This is a genomic window from Myceligenerans halotolerans (assembly GCF_054782975.1).
Map to the genome: position 1 here is coordinate 40,321 of NZ_BAAGRL010000024.1, position 15,065 is coordinate 55,385.

At 67.3% G+C, this 15,065-nt stretch carries 18 protein-coding genes; 13 read left to right on the top strand and 5 right to left on the bottom strand.

Features of this window, described 5'->3' with window-relative positions; all coding sequences use genetic code 11:
- Positions 1-28 precede the first annotated feature (28 nt).
- Complete coding sequence (locus ACYVK5_RS16460) at positions 29-409, top strand: MmcQ/YjbR family DNA-binding protein (RefSeq protein ID WP_460706927.1); 381 nt, start codon at positions 29-31, stop codon at positions 407-409.
- Between the two features lie 190 nt (positions 410-599).
- Here ACYVK5_RS16460 and ACYVK5_RS16465 read toward each other — a convergent pair whose 3' ends face one another.
- Complete coding sequence (locus tag ACYVK5_RS16465; RefSeq protein WP_460706929.1) at positions 600-1,001, bottom strand: MerR family transcriptional regulator; 402 nt, start codon at positions 999-1,001, stop codon at positions 600-602.
- Between the two features lie 59 nt (positions 1,002-1,060).
- Here ACYVK5_RS16465 and ACYVK5_RS16470 point away from each other — a divergent pair, with 59 nt between their 5' ends.
- Positions 1,061-1,561 carry a nuclear transport factor 2 family protein gene (locus ACYVK5_RS16470; protein ID WP_460706931.1) on the top strand — a complete coding sequence of 167 codons (501 nt, stop codon included), beginning with the start codon at positions 1,061-1,063 and terminating at the stop codon, positions 1,559-1,561.
- A gap of 54 nt (positions 1,562-1,615) precedes the next feature.
- On the opposite strand, the gene ACYVK5_RS16475 is transcribed toward ACYVK5_RS16470, so the two are convergent.
- The gene (locus ACYVK5_RS16475) at positions 1,616-1,975 is read right to left on the bottom strand and encodes a hypothetical protein (RefSeq protein WP_460706933.1); all 360 of its coding nucleotides are present in this window, start codon (positions 1,973-1,975) and stop codon (positions 1,616-1,618) included.
- Positions 1,976-2,264: 289 nt separating this feature from the next.
- Between ACYVK5_RS16475 and ACYVK5_RS16480 the strand changes: the two genes are divergently transcribed.
- From ACYVK5_RS16480 to ACYVK5_RS16490, 3 genes are read left to right on the top strand one after another with little or no spacing between them, the layout of a single operon-like run.
- The gene (locus ACYVK5_RS16480) at positions 2,265-2,951 is read left to right on the top strand and encodes a hypothetical protein (RefSeq protein WP_460706935.1); all 687 of its coding nucleotides are present in this window, start codon (positions 2,265-2,267) and stop codon (positions 2,949-2,951) included.
- Positions 2,951-3,514: a DUF6529 family protein gene (locus tag ACYVK5_RS16485; RefSeq protein WP_460706937.1), complete on the top strand. Its 564-nt coding sequence runs from the start codon at positions 2,951-2,953 to the stop codon at positions 3,512-3,514. The genes ACYVK5_RS16480 and ACYVK5_RS16485 overlap by 1 nt, the downstream gene beginning before the upstream one ends.
- Before the next feature lie 8 nt (positions 3,515-3,522).
- Complete coding sequence (locus ACYVK5_RS16490; RefSeq protein WP_460706939.1) at positions 3,523-4,011, top strand: Rieske (2Fe-2S) protein; 489 nt, start codon at positions 3,523-3,525, stop codon at positions 4,009-4,011.
- A gap of 151 nt (positions 4,012-4,162) precedes the next feature.
- Here ACYVK5_RS16490 and ACYVK5_RS16495 read toward each other — a convergent pair whose 3' ends face one another.
- Positions 4,163-4,957, bottom strand: a complete 795-nt coding sequence (locus ACYVK5_RS16495; RefSeq protein WP_460706941.1) for an alpha/beta fold hydrolase — start codon at positions 4,955-4,957, stop codon at positions 4,163-4,165.
- 302 nt (positions 4,958-5,259) lie between these two features.
- On the opposite strand from ACYVK5_RS16495, the gene ACYVK5_RS16500 reads away from it, so the two are divergent.
- Genes ACYVK5_RS16500 through ACYVK5_RS16525 form a run of 6 tightly spaced genes read left to right on the top strand, consistent with a single transcriptional unit; the run spans position 5,260 to position 9,345 of the window.
- Positions 5,260-6,315 carry a tetratricopeptide repeat protein gene (locus ACYVK5_RS16500; RefSeq protein ID WP_460706943.1) on the top strand — a complete coding sequence of 352 codons (1,056 nt, stop codon included), beginning with the start codon at positions 5,260-5,262 and terminating at the stop codon, positions 6,313-6,315.
- Between the two features lie 17 nt (positions 6,316-6,332).
- Complete coding sequence (locus tag ACYVK5_RS16505; RefSeq protein ID WP_460706945.1) at positions 6,333-6,980, top strand: hypothetical protein; 648 nt, start codon at positions 6,333-6,335, stop codon at positions 6,978-6,980.
- A complete protein-coding gene (locus tag ACYVK5_RS16510) occupies positions 6,977-7,456 on the top strand; it encodes an adenylyltransferase/cytidyltransferase family protein (RefSeq protein WP_460706947.1) in 480 nt (159 codons plus the stop codon). The genes ACYVK5_RS16505 and ACYVK5_RS16510 overlap by 4 nt, the downstream gene beginning before the upstream one ends.
- Complete coding sequence (locus ACYVK5_RS16515) at positions 7,453-8,013, top strand: 2'-5' RNA ligase family protein (protein ID WP_460706949.1); 561 nt, start codon at positions 7,453-7,455, stop codon at positions 8,011-8,013. The genes ACYVK5_RS16510 and ACYVK5_RS16515 overlap by 4 nt, the downstream gene beginning before the upstream one ends.
- Positions 8,003-8,668: an HD domain-containing protein gene (locus ACYVK5_RS16520; RefSeq protein WP_460706951.1), complete on the top strand. Its 666-nt coding sequence runs from the start codon at positions 8,003-8,005 to the stop codon at positions 8,666-8,668. Before ACYVK5_RS16515 ends, ACYVK5_RS16520 begins: the two co-directional genes overlap by 11 nt.
- Entirely contained in the window at positions 8,665-9,345 is a 681-nt protein-coding gene (locus tag ACYVK5_RS16525; RefSeq protein ID WP_460706953.1) for a class I SAM-dependent methyltransferase, read from the top strand. Before ACYVK5_RS16520 ends, ACYVK5_RS16525 begins: the two co-directional genes overlap by 4 nt.
- A 225-nt stretch (positions 9,346-9,570) precedes the next feature.
- Here ACYVK5_RS16525 and ACYVK5_RS16530 read toward each other — a convergent pair whose 3' ends face one another.
- A complete protein-coding gene (locus ACYVK5_RS16530; RefSeq protein WP_460706955.1) occupies positions 9,571-11,127 on the bottom strand; it encodes an AAA family ATPase in 1,557 nt (518 codons plus the stop codon).
- Positions 11,128-11,818: 691 nt separating this feature from the next.
- Between ACYVK5_RS16530 and ACYVK5_RS16535 the strand changes: the two genes are divergently transcribed.
- Together ACYVK5_RS16535 and ACYVK5_RS16540 are read left to right on the top strand one after the other, a co-directional pair.
- On the top strand, positions 11,819-12,295 hold the full coding sequence (locus tag ACYVK5_RS16535) for an NUDIX domain-containing protein (RefSeq protein ID WP_460706957.1): 477 nt from the start codon (positions 11,819-11,821) through the stop codon (positions 12,293-12,295).
- Between the two features lie 62 nt (positions 12,296-12,357).
- A complete protein-coding gene (locus tag ACYVK5_RS16540) occupies positions 12,358-12,645 on the top strand; it encodes a hypothetical protein (protein WP_460706959.1) in 288 nt (95 codons plus the stop codon).
- A gap of 150 nt (positions 12,646-12,795) precedes the next feature.
- On the opposite strand, the gene ACYVK5_RS16545 is transcribed toward ACYVK5_RS16540, so the two are convergent.
- Positions 12,796-14,961: a GmrSD restriction endonuclease domain-containing protein gene (locus ACYVK5_RS16545; RefSeq protein WP_460706961.1), complete on the bottom strand. Its 2,166-nt coding sequence runs from the start codon at positions 14,959-14,961 to the stop codon at positions 12,796-12,798.
- Positions 14,962-15,065 lie beyond the last annotated feature (104 nt).

Sequence of the window (15,065 nt, forward strand, 5' to 3'; positions counted from 1 at the left end):
TGTCAGTGTCTGGTGCAAGACTCCAGGGGTGAGCGAACGAGCACCCGTCCCGACCGATACCGTCCTCCGAGTCGCCGCCATCCTCGAGCGCCTCCCCGAGTGCCACGAGCACGACGCCTGGACCGGCGTCGCCTGGAAGACCCGCGGCGCGACGGTAGGGCACGTGTTCGGGGGAGAGGACGGCCTGATCCGGATCACGTTCCGTGCCGAGCCCGACGAGGTCCAGGCGTTCCAGCACCTCGGACCGCGGTACTTCAAGGCGAGCTGGGGAAGCAACGTCGTCGGCATGGTGCTCGACGAGCACACCGACTGGGACGAACTGGCCGAGCTGCTCACCGACTCCTACTGCATCCAGGCCCCCCGGAGCCTGGCGGCGCAGGTGCCACGGCCCGCGCCAGAAGTGCCCTGATCCCCAGATCTCGTCGTCCACCCAGCTGCGCTCACCCCACCCGAACCTGGTCCACCTGTTCGTCAGATCCTGCGTCGCGTGGACAGTGTTGTCCCCGAATCGCCCGTCGATATCGCTCTGGTCGAATGCTGTGCCGTTCTGCTCCTCCGCGCCCTCGGCCCAGAGGCAAGGCCCCCGGCTCCCAGGAGCCTCACCTGGGGGCGTCGTGGTGAGGGTCAGGCGCGCGTCCTCCCGCCTGCGTGATCGCGGGTGACATGTTGCGTCGCCGCTCGTCGAGCAGTTCGAGCGTGCGCCGGGTCCGTGCGACGTCGTTCTGCAGACGCTCGATGTGGGCGTCCAGCAGGCGACGGGCGTCGTCGCACCCGTTGAACTCTCCTTCGGCGGTGAGGCACGGCAGCAGGGTCACGATGTCATGAACCGGCAGGCCGGACTCGATCATGCGCTTGACGGTGCGGACGAGTTCGACGGCCCGCTCGTCGAACTCGCGGTAGCCGTTCGGGAGCCTGCGCGACGGCAGCAGTCCGGCGCGGTCGTAGTGACGGACCGAGCGTGCCGAGACACCCGCCCGGTCGGCAAGTTCCTGGACCCTCATGCCATACTCCGGCGACCCCGCTTGACCTTGACACCGGTGTACAACTTTACGGTGCTGCCATGTTCACTCTGCAGCCCGAGATCACCACGTCCGTCGTCGACGACCCATCCGCCGCCCGGAGCCACGCCGTCGTCGATGCCCTGCTACGTTTCGGCCTGGCGCAGGACCGTCGATACGCCCCAGGGTCCCGCGAACTGTTCGAGTCCGCGTTCACCGAGGACGCCGTCCTCGACTTCCGGCCGGCCGCCACCACCTGTGGGATCGACGTCCCGCTGATGCGCGGCCGGGAGATGATCACCGGCATCATCATGAACCCGGGCGCCCGGCTCGACACGACCCACGTCGTCACCAATCCCAGGGTCCGGATCGACGGCGACACCGCGACGATGACGGCGCTGGTCGAGGCGCAGCACCTGCCGACCGGAGACCACTCACGCCACGCGCTCCTGAAGAACCTGTACGCGGTCAGCGCCCGCCGCGCCGGCAACCTGTGGCGCATGAACGACGTCTACATCGAGTGCACCTGGTACACGGGCGACCCGACCGTCATCACGGGGTAGCCGGAAACTCGCCTGAAAGGCCCGTCGGCCTCGAGGGCAGCCGCAGGCAGACCCTCAGGCCGGGAACGTGTCCCGCACGTCGTCCTCGCCGTCGCCGTTCGTGTCGACCGAGATCGACTCGACGCCGCCGGCCACGTCGTGGACGAAGTCCGGCTTGCCGTCGCCGCTGGTGTCGTACATCTCGAGGTCCGGCACGCCGTCGCCGTCGTAGTCCTCGAACTGGGCGTCGACGACGCCGTCGCCGGTGGTGTCGGCGGTCTCCACGTCGGGCACGCCGTCGCCGTCCAGGTCGAACTTGCCGGGCCGGTCGGACAGGAACGCGACACCGTCGACGTCGTCCGCTCCCGTCGAGTCCGCGCCCGCCGCATTGCCCCGCGGGACCGCCGCGCCACGCCCTTCGTCGATCTCCGACACTGGTCTCTCCTCTCTCGCCGGTACCGGAATCATCGCCGGTACGAGAACGCTACCCGCCGCTCCTGAGACGGTGCCGTAGGACGACGGTCGTGGTGCCGGGGTATTTTTCACCTCGCCGGCCAGGTGCGCAGCCTCCGCTCGGATCACGCTGTCGTTCTCGATTGTCTCGATTTCACCTGGTTCTCGTCGTCCTCTGTTCAGCGCCGGTCACCGTCGGTACGCTGAGCGCGAAATCGCAAGTGCCAGCCCAGTCTCAGTCCGATCTACCTGCAACGACGAAGGGTCGAGGATGCCCCGCAACGGACCACTGATCACCCTGCTCACCGGTGGTGCGCTCGGTGTCGGGCTACTCGTGGCCGGCATGGCCGCGACGCCCGCGGAACCGGCGGTCGACGACGCGCAAGACGCCGGCTCCTCGCAGACCCCGGCGACGCCGGCCGCGGCCAGCGAGTCCGCCGAACCGTCGCCGTCGGCGGCCACACCCGAGCCGGAAGCCTCAGAGGAGACGCCCGAGCCGGCGAGCTATGTCGGCTACGTCGACGGCGAGCATGCGTCGGTGGCCGTGGTCATCGACGGGGCCGAGGCGATCGCGTATGTCTGCGACGGCGCGAGCATCGAGGCGTGGCTGAGCGGGACCGCAGCCGACGGGCGTGTCGAGCTCACCGGCGCACGGGGGACGCTGTCCGCCGCGTACGACGAGTCCGCCGTCACGGGCGAAGTGGCTGTCGACGGCCTTACCTGGACCTTCGACGTCGCACAGGTCGCCCCACCGGACGGGCTGTATCGCTTTGCCGACACCGTGTCCGGGGCCGAGGTGGTGGGCGGCTGGATCGTCCTCCCCGACGGCTCGCAGATCGGAGCTGTCCGCATCGACGGCGAGACACAACCCACGGACGGGATCGACCCCGCCACCGGCCGGGTCACGATCGAGGGCACGGCCGTGACGGCCGAGCTCCAGGTAGACGGGAGCTTTTGATGAACCTGGCGAGTGAAGCCGGCACGTCCGACCGCAGCGCGCCGCTGCTGCTCGTACCGTTCCTCGTCGGTGCAGTCGTCTCCGTCGTGCTTGGCGTGTACGGGAACGTGCACTCCCCGACTGGGGTCGCCGTCAACGTCGCGGGCTTCTCGGGCCAGCTCGAGGCCAAGGTCTGGCTCGCATCGGCCGCGCTGCTGCTCGCGATCGTGCAGGTGGTGTCGGCCCTGGTGATGTACGGCAAGATCGGCCCGTCCGACCCGCCGCGCTGGACCGGCGCGGTACACCGCTGGTCGGGGCGGGTGGCGTTCCTCCTGACCATACCGGTCGCCGTCCACTGTCTCTATGCGCTCGGGTTCCAGGCCGCGACGCCCCGTGTGCTTATCCACTCGGCCGCCGGGACCCTCTTCTTCGGTGCCTTCACCGTCAAGATGCTCGGGCTGCGGCTGAACGGTCTGCCGGGCTGGGCGCTGCCCGTCCTCGGCGGGACGTCGTTCACCCTGCTGGTAGCCCTCTGGTGGACGTCGTCCCTGTGGTTCTTCACGACATTCGGCGTTCGATTCTAGGAGGCGGCATGTCAGGTATCACTCCCAGGGCGGGAACCACTCCGAGGCGGAACGTGCTGGTGCTCGGCGCCGTCGGTGTCGTGAGCGCGGCGAGCGGGTGTGCGGTCTACGGCGTCGACGACGAGCAGCCGCCCCTGGTCGACCCGCCTGAGGGCGACGCCGCACCCGAAGGCGAGGCGGGCGCCGGAGCCAACGTCGTGGCCGGCACGGGCGAGGTCGAGGTCGGCGGGGGACTGATCCTCGCCGACCAGCGGATCGTGATCACGCAGCCGACAGAAGGCGACTTCAGAGGCTTCTCGGCCATCTGCACACACCAGGGGTGCACCGTGAGCGCGGTGCGCGACGGCACCATCGACTGCGCGTGCCACGGCAGCAGGTTCTCGATCGAGGACGGATCCGTGGTCCAGGCCGCGTCCGGTCTGACGCCGGAGAGCCAGGACCCGCTCCCCGGGGTTGCGGTGTCGGTCGACGGGGACCAGATCAGCGTCACCGAGTAGCGCTCCGACGCACCAGGAACCTCGTTCGTGCGACTGTTCGGGGGCAACGGCTTCCTCGTGCGCGGCCACTGCCGCGGAGGCGGCGGACGTACCGTCATCGACCCCGCCGAACAGCGGCCGTAGGTGCGGGCCGCTTCGCGCTCCAGCGCATCTACGACGCTGCCCCTGGAGCATGGTGCTGGCTGAGGAACTCGGCGACCATCGGCCAAACGCGGTCCGGATCGGTGAAGGGTGCAGCGTGCCCGAGCCCAGTCAGCTCGATGTACTCGGCGAAGGGGATCGCCTCTGCAACTTCTTGGGCTCGTGCTGCGAAGGTGTCGGTGTCGAGTTCGAAGCCCACGACGAGACAGCGCGTCGTCATGCCTGCGAGGTACGGAAGTCGGTCCTGGTATGTCGAGATGAACTCGGCCGCACGGCGCCTGGCTAGCGCGTCAGGTCGCTCAGACCACTCTGCCTGGAGTCGCATGGACTCGACGAACGAATCATCGGCGAGCTTGTCGGGTGGGAACGCGGTCAACAGCCGCAGGGCGAGTCGGAGACAGTCCTCGCCATCTATCGCGAGAACGTCCCATGACTTCTGCAGGATCCTGTCGATCTCGTTCTGACGCCCGTAGGTGGCCAGCAGCACGGCAACTCGGACACGCTCCCGGGACGCAAGCGCCACCTCCTGTGCGATCGCCGCGCCTTGCGACCATCCGACCAACGCGACCGGATCCGGTCGGCGTGCAACGAACTCCTCGACGCAGGCGACGACACTCTGCCAGTCGAAAGCCGCCGGCCGGTGCTCGAATGTCGTGACCCGATGACCACGAGCAACGAGATCGTCACGCACTCCTGCCGACCACGCGACAGGGTCTGCGAGCGGATTGCTGAGAAAGATCACCTCAGGTCCAGTGCCCCACGTGTGGGCGATACCCAACCTGTCCTCTGTGCGGTGCATCTCCATGCTTCGAAGTGTTCCGCAGTCCTGGCGCTGACGTACGTCCAGCGACGTCTGGATTCGGGGGTCCCGGGAAAACCACTCGGGGCTTTGACCAGCCAGAATCTTTCGGACCTGGAGCCGCCAGCCTTCTCGCCACGCCATGCTCCCGCGAGACGGGGTACTTCACGCTGGGAGCGTAGTCTTCGCGTTGATCTAGATGGTCCGGAATGGGCCCTGGTCCTGCTGCCCACAGCGCGTGACCTGGGTGTTTACGGGGGCGCATTGCGTACCATAGCCTCAGGCCACGGCTGAGCGGAGGGAGGCCCGTGGACAGGCGCTTGCACCTGGCTACACCGGCACCCGCCCCTTCTCACCCCGGTTTCGACCCGTCGACCTACATCGACTTCGCCAACCTGACGATCGCCGTAGCCATGGCCGCGATTACGGTCATCACCTTCGCCCTCGCGGTCGTCGCGGTGCTCGGGGTCCGGACGCTGAACGAAGTGCGTCGTGACCGGGAAGCGCTACGCACTGAGCTCGCGGAGGCAGCCCGTCGTCGGGCCGAGCTGGACGAGCGGCTGCAAGCGTTCGAGCAGGAGTCGGAGCGCATCGTGCTGGCGGCGCACCTGTTCAACGAGGGACAGTCGGCGTACGTCGAGGCGGACTACGACCGGGCGATCGCCTACTACCAGCAGGCGTTGGAGATCCAGCCGGGCAACGGGCGGATACGGGTGCGGCTGGCCCGGTCGTACATCAACAAGGGCATCAACCGGGTCGCCGAGGCCGTACTGGAGGCTGCCGACCCGGACGACGCCGACTCGGCCGGGACCTGGCGCGCCCTGGCGACCGCGTACCGATACGAGGCACCGGACCGGGCAATGGATCACCTTCTCAAGGCGATCCGTGCGGACGGGGCGTCGTACGAGAGCTGGGACTACCTCGGTCTCCTGCTTCGCGACCAGGGCCGGTGGGCCGAAGCGCTCGAAGCGCACCGGACCGCGATGTCGCTGGCACCGATGGAGCCGACCTCATCGTTCTTCGCCGCACTCGTGGCCCTCAAGAACGGTGAGGCAGACGAGTCCAAGGCCCTGCTCGCTGACGCGATCAAAGGTGTCCAGCTCAAACGTCGCTCCGGACAGATGAAACGGGCCTGGTCCGACGTCATCGAGTGGGCGTACGAGTATTCGCGCGGGACCATGTCGTCACGGGCGAGGGCGTTACAGATCGCCAAGCAGATGGCGGCGTACAGCGTGGCCAGGAACCGGCAGGCAGTGCTCGGCCACATGGAGTTCTACCTGGCCGCACGCGGCGAGCAGCCTGCCGAGAATCTCTGCATCCAAGTGTTCAGCCGTCCCGCCGAGCCCAAGGAGACCCTTGCGTGAGTACGCTGGCTCGCGATGTGGTGATCGAGTTCGCCGGCATGCCCAAGAGCGGCAAGACCACCGTGCTGGACATCGTCTCGCACCGGATCCGCCGCGCCGGATGGGCGGTCGGAGATTTCCACGGCGGCGGGAGGTACGCGCCGGTGGGCAAGAAGGATCTCACGAGCCTGAACCTGTATCTCGCGGGCAGCGCGCTGCAGTACGTCGCGGCGATCGGCGCCGACGAACGCCCGCCGCGCTTCCATCTCCTCGACCGCGGCCTGAACGACCGGGTTATCTTCTCTCGCGCACTGCAGTCCCTCGGTTTGATCGGCGATGCGCATGCCGCCGCGATCGAGCAGATCGCCGGCCTGCCGGACGTGCAGTCGAAGGTCGATCTGTGCTTCGTGTTCACGACCTCGCCTGAGCTCAGCCTGCAGCGCGAACACTCGAACCGGCTGACCACGGCCGACGGCCGCATCATGAATACCGCCAGGCTCACGGCGTTGCATGACGCCGCGACCAACTTCGTGGCCGGCTCGCCGAGCACAACGGGTCTACCGGTAGTCCTGGTCGACACCGCCCGCTTCGACGGCGCGGTCCGCGCGACCGCCCAGTTCGTCCTGGAGGCCATCGCGCAGCTGGCGCCCGACGACGTCGCACGCACCCTGGAGGCCGGTACGTGAGGACCAGGCTCGTCCCCCTGCCGCTGTTCGCCGATGACGGCTTTCGTGCCGCACTCGGCCAGATCGTCATGACCAAGGGTGTCTACGACCTCACTCACGCCGCCCACGTCAGGTCCCTCGTGGGCGCACGGGCCCTGGGCGACACTCTCGTCGTCGGGCTCGCCACGGACAGGTCCGTACGTCGGGTCAAAGGTCCTGCACGGCCGATCCTGTCGTTCGGTGAACGGGCGGAGATCCTCAGCGCGCTTGCCTGTGTCGACTACATCGTCGCGCATGACGCCGACGCCGTGACCGCCGCGATCCGCGCCGTCCGCCCGGCACGGTTCTGCGCAAGCCACTTCGAGTGGATCGACCTCGCTGATCGCGTCGACCTGGAGTCGCGTGGCGTCACCTTCACCATCATGGAAAGGCCACTTCTGAGATCGACGTCCGACATCATCGCCTCAATCGTCGAGCCGAAGGCGAGTGAACAGTGAACGAGCTCCCGCAGAAGGTTGGAGTGAGCTTCGCCGTTGAAGGAGCCGCCGCAGACGACCTCGTCCGGCTGAACGCTGCTATCGCCGACCAGTTCGGCTCCCAGATCCGGCTCGGTTCAGACGGCAACAGTCGCCCGCACGTCACGATCGCGCTGGGCGAGGCTGATCAAGGTGCCCTCGCCCGCGTGATTGCCCTCCTGGACAGGGCCGTGCGCACCACGAGACCGTTCCCGATGAGGTTCGGACCTGTCGCGCGGGAGATCGTCACGGGACGGTACGTCCTCGCTGACGTCGTCATGCCGGATCCTGTCCGTCAATGGCGACGTGCACTGCGCGCAAGGATCGCCGACCACCTGAGTGGACTGGGCCGCACAACCGACGATCCGCACCTGACGGTCGCCGTTGTCGAGAACCAGCACGACGCGGTCGACCAGTTCCTGACCCGTACCGTGCGACGCATCGCGGACTGCCAGATCACGCACGTCGACATCGCGCTCGCCGGATCCCGGGGCGCCAAGGGCGACGTCATCCAGAGGTTTACGCTCGGTGACGCCTGAATTTGCCAACCTGGTCGTCCAGATGCGCGCCGGGGATGGCCGGACCGGTTCAGACGCAGCACCACTACTCAGGCTGGCAATCGATCGTGCAGTTGTCAGTGACGCCCTGCGCCTGGCTACAACGGCGCACCGAGGCCAGCTCCGCGCCGACGACACCGCCTACCTCGCGCACCCGATCCGTGTCGCCCGGCTGGCCGCCACGTGGGACGAGAAACCCGATCAGGACATCGTGGCCGCCGCGCTCCTGCACGACGTCGTCGAGGACTCGGACACGCCCCTCGACCGGATCACGAGGCAGTTCGGTACCCGAGTTGCGGCGATCGTCGACGCCGTGAGCGCGGCCAGCCCTTCCCCTGCCGAGACCCGGGAGCAACGACGGGAGCGGAAGCTCGCCAAGCTCGCACGCCTCAAGAACGCCGATCCAGGCACGTTGCTCGTGCACGCCTGCGACGTCCTGGACAACACCATCTCCTGGCGATACCTGCGCCCGACCGACGCGGCGTGGTCGAAGATCCCGCGCTGGATGTTCCAGCTGTACCAGTACCAGCTCAGCCTCCTCGACCCGCACTACCCGGAGATCGCCGGCCTGCTCAGGGACGAACTCACGTTCCAGGAGTCCCGCGGGCTGGCCACCGGGTCGTGGGATACGCCATGAAGCTCATTGCTCACAGCCCGAACCTTCTTATGAACGAAGGCAGCACTGGACCCCGCACGATCGAACACGACGGCTGGACCTGGTACCGGTTCATGGACTACCTCTACGTCCCCACCCCACCCTCGGAGATGGAACCCGACCTCGTCCAAGAGGTCTGCGAACTCCGGCTGCGCGAACGAGACCGTGTCCTGGACCAACGCCTGCACGACACCGTCCAGGCCGCGATGATCGACCTCGTCCGTGACGCCGGGATCACGCCGGACCGGATCCTTGACTTCGGTACGGGCTCAGGCGAAGCAATTGAAGTCCTGAAGACATTCACTCCGAGAGTGCTCGGATGTGACATGAGCGCAAGATCCCTCGCCGCCGCCCAACGACTGGACACCGTCGTGGTGGCACCTGAAGGGCCGCTGCCCTTCGCGACCGGCGCTTTCGACCTCGTGCACGCGCTGTTCGTCGTGCACTTCAAGGTCCCGACGTCGATGATCCGTGAGCTTCGCCGTTGCGCGACCTCGGACGGCTGCTTCGTGGCGAACTGCTACGGGGGTGGTGTCGCGCCGTATCGGGAGCAGATGCGTGGTGCCGGATGGGATCTCACCGAGTCGCGGCCTGTCGCGGGCGTCATCGGCCACGTCGTCGACCTGTGGAGAAAGACCGGGCTGGCGCACCCGTCGTGACCTGGCGGATGTCCGCGGCGTCGACCACAGGGCCTCTCTCCTCGAATAGTGGTCACCCGCTTGGCCATCCATCGAGGCCGATCGCGGGATGGTCACCCGTCGTCGTGCGTAGGTGCGCAGCGCGCGTAGCAGGTCCGGTTCGCGGAAGTTCCCGCCCGGGCGCGAGTTCGCCGCGTTGTTCCGCGCGCTACGGACAGGTGCATGGGACGGGATCCATAGTGAACGTCAGGCTCGAAGGAGCGTGATCCTACGTCCCTGTGGACTGGTCGTTTCAGTGAGGGCGGTACGTCGGCCGATGGGTTCGCGTTCGCGGCGACCATCGAAGATGACGAGAGTCCCCGTGTCGAGGCTGAGTTGGTCGAGATAGGTGTCGAGTTGTTCCAGGCTCTTGATCAGCGGGTCGGGCTTGCCGGGGTGCCAGACCTTGAGCTCGAGCGCGAACCGTTCGGGTTCGCGGTCGGACAGGCGTCCGCCCGGGTACCAGGTCAGCAGAACGTCGGCCCTGCCCGGCCCGAGGGGGTACTCGCGGTGGATGTCGCCACCACCATTGCCGATCTTGTGCATCCACCCGTACATGACGGTGTGGGGTGCGATCTCGTAATAGTCCTTCGACGCCGATAGGGCGTCACCCGTCTCCTTCCAGAAGCGGATGAAGCCGTCAAGGAACTTGGGGTAGTCGAACGTGCCGTCGGCGCGGACGTAGTCGCGCGGGTTGTCGCGCACCCGCCCTTCGGCGCGAGCCGAGAGCGTGCGATGCAGGACCTCCCAGTAGATCGGGTTGGCGGGGCGTACCGGGTCGTCGGCAGCGATCAGGCCCAGGTCGCGGACGTAGGACACGTCCCGGTCGTACGAGCCCAGCTGGTAGTCCGGGTCGGTGCCGGTGATCATCGGTTCGATCACCGCCCGCACACGCGGCTCCAGGAGCCGGGAGGCGAGGTTGTCCAGGTGCATGGCCTGAGTCTTGATCAGCCTGCTGGCCGCCTCGTCGATGTGCCGGCCCGTGATCGTCTCCGACCGGGGAACGTTCATCCGCTCGGTGGCTTCTTTGGCCAGGGCGTTGACCAGCCATGGCTGCCCGAACGTACTCTGCCAGACCGTCTCGAGCGCCGAGTCGTCGAAGCGCTGCCCGGTCTCGGTGGTGTGCTGCCCGAGCAGGGCGACGACCTCGTCCCGCGTGAAGTCCGGCAACCGCATCGTGGTCTGGATGTTGAACGGACTCGACCGGCCGAAATCCACCTTGAAGTCCCGCACCTGCCGCATCCCGACCATCCCGATCGACCACGGGAAGGCGCCGCGCCTACGATCGGCGTGGCCAGCTCGGATCTGCCCCAGGAGATCCGCCATGACTTCGTTCTTGAACCCGTCGAACTCGTCCAGGAACAGGACCACCCGACGCGGACATGCCTGAGACCAAGCGCGCAACCCGGCCCGAACGGGTGCCAGCCGATCTGGCCACGCAGGAGGGCGAAGCTCACTCGGCAGGCGCTCCTCCGCTTCGGCTGTGATCGCTTCCAGCAGCCGCAGCTGAGACTCCCTCACATCCCTGCTCGCCAGCTTGGCCGCTTCCTCGCACGACACGTACAGCGCCGCGAACTCACCCTCGGCCGTCAGCCGTTCCGCAAGTGCCCGTACCACCGTGGTCTTGCCGGACTGACGCGGGGCGTGCAGAACGACGTACTCGGACTCTTCGATGAGGCCCCGGATCTCCGGCAGCCGCGGCTCCAGCGGGAGCATGTAGTCGAACTCTGGCTCGCAGGGACCCGACGTGTTGAACTTCCGCACCGCACGACTCTATCCCACATGTACGTGGTCGTCCGGTCTTCCGAGCCGTCACGTCGCGACCGAACTCATCGCTGATTTTGCCGGGACGACGGCGCACGGCCGCGCCCGCCTGGATGACTTACACCGAGAAGTACTTGCTTTCCGGGTAGCTGGCGTCTGACCAGGAAGGACGGGTCCGCGACACCGTGAGGTGACCCGGATTGGACACGCTTTCGCGAACCCGTTGCCCGGCGCTGCGAGCCCGGGACGTCAGAAGCTGGGAGGAGGCGGCTGGCCCTGCGCACCTGCGTTGGATGAGCCGCCAGCACCGCCCCAGCCCGAGGCCCGTCCGCCACACCACCCTTCCGGCGACGGGGTACTTCACGCCCCAGCAGGCCGCGGAGCTGCTGGGCGTCTCGGTCCACACGCTGGAGAAGTGGCGGCGTGCCGGCTACGAGGGGGTCGGACGCCCGGACGTCGGCGACGAGGTCTCGCTGGCACCGCTGCCGGTCACGGCCGAGCCTGATGAGCACCGTCGAGCGGCGGCAGCAGACCCCCTCACGATCACCTGTCCCGGAACGGCCAGACCTGCTGAACAGGCGTCGAACCGTCCACGTACGCCCGGGCGCGCAGGCATGTTGTGGTCGCTAGCGTGGTGGTTTGCTGATGTCAGGGGCGGTCACGCCGCTCGTACAGAAGATGGAGAAGATGGATGAGCGCTGCTGTGGGGATCAATGTCGGGCGTCGGGGAGCCCGGGGGATCGTGATCGACGACGAGGGCTGGTTGGTCCTGATCAAGCGGACCAAACCGGGGCAGGACCCGTATTGGACGTCGCCCGGCGGCGGCGTCGAGGAGTCGGACGCCACGGTCGAGGACGCACTGCGTCGGGAGTTGGCCGAGGAGCTCGGTGCGACGGCGGACGGGTACCAGCAGGTGTTCTTCTCCTCGGACCCGACGGACACGGGCGTGGCGATCCAGTACTTCTTCCTCGCGCGGTTGACGTCGTTGAACCTGACGGAGCGGTATGGGTCGGAGTTCAGCAAGCCCGAGCGTGGCGGCTACGACCTGGACTACGTGCCGCTGACCGACGGATCACTCGAAGCCATCGACCTCAAGCCGGCTGTGCTCAAGGAGTTCGTGCTCGCGAACAGGGACGCGCTGCTGGCCGAGGCGGGCTTCGCGGCCTGACGGGGCTGTCATCCTTCCCAGACGAGGTAGGCCGGGGTGGCGTGTCCTGGTAGGAGGCGCAGGTGGGAGGCGTCCGTGCCGAGTACGAAGAGTTCTGCCGGCGCTACGGCCGAGACATCCGGGAATGGTCCAGCTACGAGTGGCTCCGCGACGTTCGAGAACTGCGCATGATCACAACCAACGCCCGCAAGTCACCTCCGGGGTCACCGGCGGCAGCAGAAGTGCGACGGCGCCTCGACAGCCTCCGCAAGGGTGAGACTTCGGTCTGGGGGGAGAGCGAGACGATACCCAGGACGAGCGACGCCGTCGCCGCTCCGTTCGTGGCGGGAGCGGGCGGCGTCGCGCCGTAGGCCGGGTTCGGTGTCGACGGCACAGGGCGGGGCTGGATCGCAGACATGATGAAACTCCTCGTTCGTACGTTGACGAGTTCATCGTCCGCCGCAGGAAACGGCTGCTACATCACCTGATCGGGTACCTCCCCGCACCCGATCAGGTGTCCGTCACCTTCGTCGGAGTGCTGCCTCCAGGTCATCGCCCAGGGGGAAGATCTTCCAGCCCTCGCCGGTGAGTTCCTCCTGGTACTCCGTCAGGAGTCCGACGTCGGTGGCGATCTGGCGGTCGGGCCACCCGATGCCGACCGGAATGCCGTCTGCCTCGAATCCCACGGCGGGCCGCGGGGCGCCGGACCTGGCCAGCTCGGCAAGCGCGATCCGCTCCTCGCCGCTCGCGATGTCGCTGAGGTCGTGCCATGCGTCCGGCAGCTCGGGGACGTCGTCGTCGGTGTCGATGTCGTCGGTCTCGTCCGGGTCGTAGCTTGCAGGAAGCTCCGTAGGCTCGCCGGCAGCCAGGTCGCGAAAGACCGGCTTGCCCATCGCCTTTTCGACGATCGCCACCAGCGCCTCCTGGCGTGCGGTGAAGAATGCGTCGAAGTCCGCCGCGCGCAGGGCAACAGGATCGACGAGGTGCGTCCGGAACAGATCGTCCAGCTGGCCGGGGGCGAACTTCTGGTCCCTTTCCAGACGTGCCGTGTAGATCTCGGGGGAGCGGCCGCCCAGCCAGATGTTCGTCTTCTTCGCCAGCGGCGTCTTGTTCACCACCGAGTTCCAGCGCTCCTTGTCGAGGTTGTTGTCCTCGCAGAACTTCTTGGGGAAGATGTGGTGGATGTCGACCTGGAGGTCGAAGTAGGCGGCGTTGTCGAGCAGCAGGTCCTGGCGCCAGTCGTGCGGACCTTGCGCGAGCATGAGGGCATAGATGCCCTTGTAGGCGGCGGAGTTGCGGCTCTGCAGGGACCAGAGCCGCGACTCGGAGAACCGTGCGTCCTGGACGGTTCGTGGCGTGGCGGCGTCGGCGCCGGTCTTGGCGGCGAGAGCCCAGCCGGGTACCTGCTCGGTGTCGCGCGCGAACCGGGTCTCCGTGGTCGACCCGTACAGCTCGCCCAGGACGCCGCACCAGTACCAGCGCCGAAGACGTTCCTTGACGGAGTGCAGGTCGGCCTCGTCACCGAGCAGCACGCGGAAAACCGTCAGCGGGACGGACTGCGTGCGATACGGGAGGAACTGCTTCGTGTGGATGTGGGACGAGGTGTAGAAGTGAGCCGTCCAGGGCAGTGCCTCGCGGACCTGCGGCGCCCAGCGGAGATACTCCTCCAGGGTCATGTCCAGGACGTCGTCGCCGCGGCCCGTGACCGGTCGCGGGCGATCCTTGCGCGAGGGATCTGAGAGGTCGGCCCGCTGACGGTCGAGCGATGCGAGCAGGAGGACCATCTGGAGGAAGTCGGTCTCCTTGATCTCGCTGAGAACCGGGTGCGCCTCCAGGATCTTCTTCGTGAGGGCCCAGTCGTCCCGCAGCCGGAAGTCCTCGCCGTGGGTGTCGAAGTACGAGCGGTCGCCGGCGAAGATCGCGGTGAGGAGTTCGAAGTTGTCGAGGCGAAGTCCGCCCTGGTTCACCTTGTTGAAGACCGTGGCCACTGCCTCCTTCGTGGTCTCCTTGTCGAGCCTGATCGCCGGGATCTTGTACGCGAGCATCGCGCTCATCAGAGCGTTGATCTCGCGTCCGCGCGAACGGTTGTCCGGGTGAAGGTCCCCGTACTCCCAGAGCCAGTCCGTGTACTCGCCGTTGAAGATCGACGTGAAGGGCATCAGACCGGCCACCACCTGCTTCTCGGTGGTCGACACGTCGAGTTCGACGTCGCGGTCGAAGTTGGTGCGCAGGATGCCGTCAGCAGGAAGGGAGCGGACCGCGGCGTCCTGGTCGGCCGGGCTGCCGAGAGCCAGGGCGACATCGAGGAAGTAGCGACGGGCGATGTGCTTCTTGCGCACGTCGATCGTTTCGACGACACCGCTCCCGGTCAGCGCCTGGTAGAGAGACGTCATTCGCTGCTGACCGTCGAGGAGCAGTTCCTCGGGCTCAGCGAGGTCGCGCCTGCTCTCGACGGCGTCAGAGGCGACACGCTCCAGCGGCCGAGGCTGGAAGTGCACGTGGTCGCTTCCGGTGACGAGCAGCATGAGGACGCCCATGGGATGCCCTCTCACGACGGTCACGAGAAGCTCGCGGATCCGATCGTCGTCCCAACGGTACGACCGTTGGAAGTCCGGTAGCTGGATCTTCCCGGTGCCTGCGTTCGTGACGAGGTCTCTCAGGACCGGTTCCGGTGTCTCGAATCCCATGGTCTCTTCCTGTGCGACGGCGGCAACGGCCGAACCCACGGCTGGGATCGCCCTGCGGTGAAGCCTATTTGCGCAGAGTGGCGGTGTGACACGCCTGACCGGGT

Excerpts from the sequence above, each read along its gene's own strand:
- ACYVK5_RS16545 (WP_460706961.1), bottom strand. The coding sequence starts at position 14,961 with ATGGGATTCGAGACACCGGAACCGGTCCTGAGAGACCTCGTCACGAAC.
- ACYVK5_RS16480 (WP_460706935.1), top strand. The coding sequence starts at position 2,265 with ATGCCCCGCAACGGACCACTGATCACCCTGCTCACCGGTGGTGCGCTC.
- ACYVK5_RS16495 (WP_460706941.1), bottom strand. The coding sequence starts at position 4,957 with ATGGAGATGCACCGCACAGAGGACAGGTTGGGTATCGCCCACACGTGG.
- ACYVK5_RS16535 (WP_460706957.1), top strand. The coding sequence starts at position 11,819 with ATGAGCGCTGCTGTGGGGATCAATGTCGGGCGTCGGGGAGCCCGGGGG.
- ACYVK5_RS16490 (WP_460706939.1), top strand. The coding sequence starts at position 3,523 with ATGTCAGGTATCACTCCCAGGGCGGGAACCACTCCGAGGCGGAACGTG.
- ACYVK5_RS16465 (WP_460706929.1), bottom strand. The coding sequence starts at position 1,001 with ATGAGGGTCCAGGAACTTGCCGACCGGGCGGGTGTCTCGGCACGCTCG.
- ACYVK5_RS16470 (WP_460706931.1), top strand. The coding sequence starts at position 1,061 with ATGTTCACTCTGCAGCCCGAGATCACCACGTCCGTCGTCGACGACCCA.
- ACYVK5_RS16525 (WP_460706953.1), top strand. The coding sequence starts at position 8,665 with ATGAAGCTCATTGCTCACAGCCCGAACCTTCTTATGAACGAAGGCAGC.
- ACYVK5_RS16485 (WP_460706937.1), top strand. The coding sequence starts at position 2,951 with ATGAACCTGGCGAGTGAAGCCGGCACGTCCGACCGCAGCGCGCCGCTG.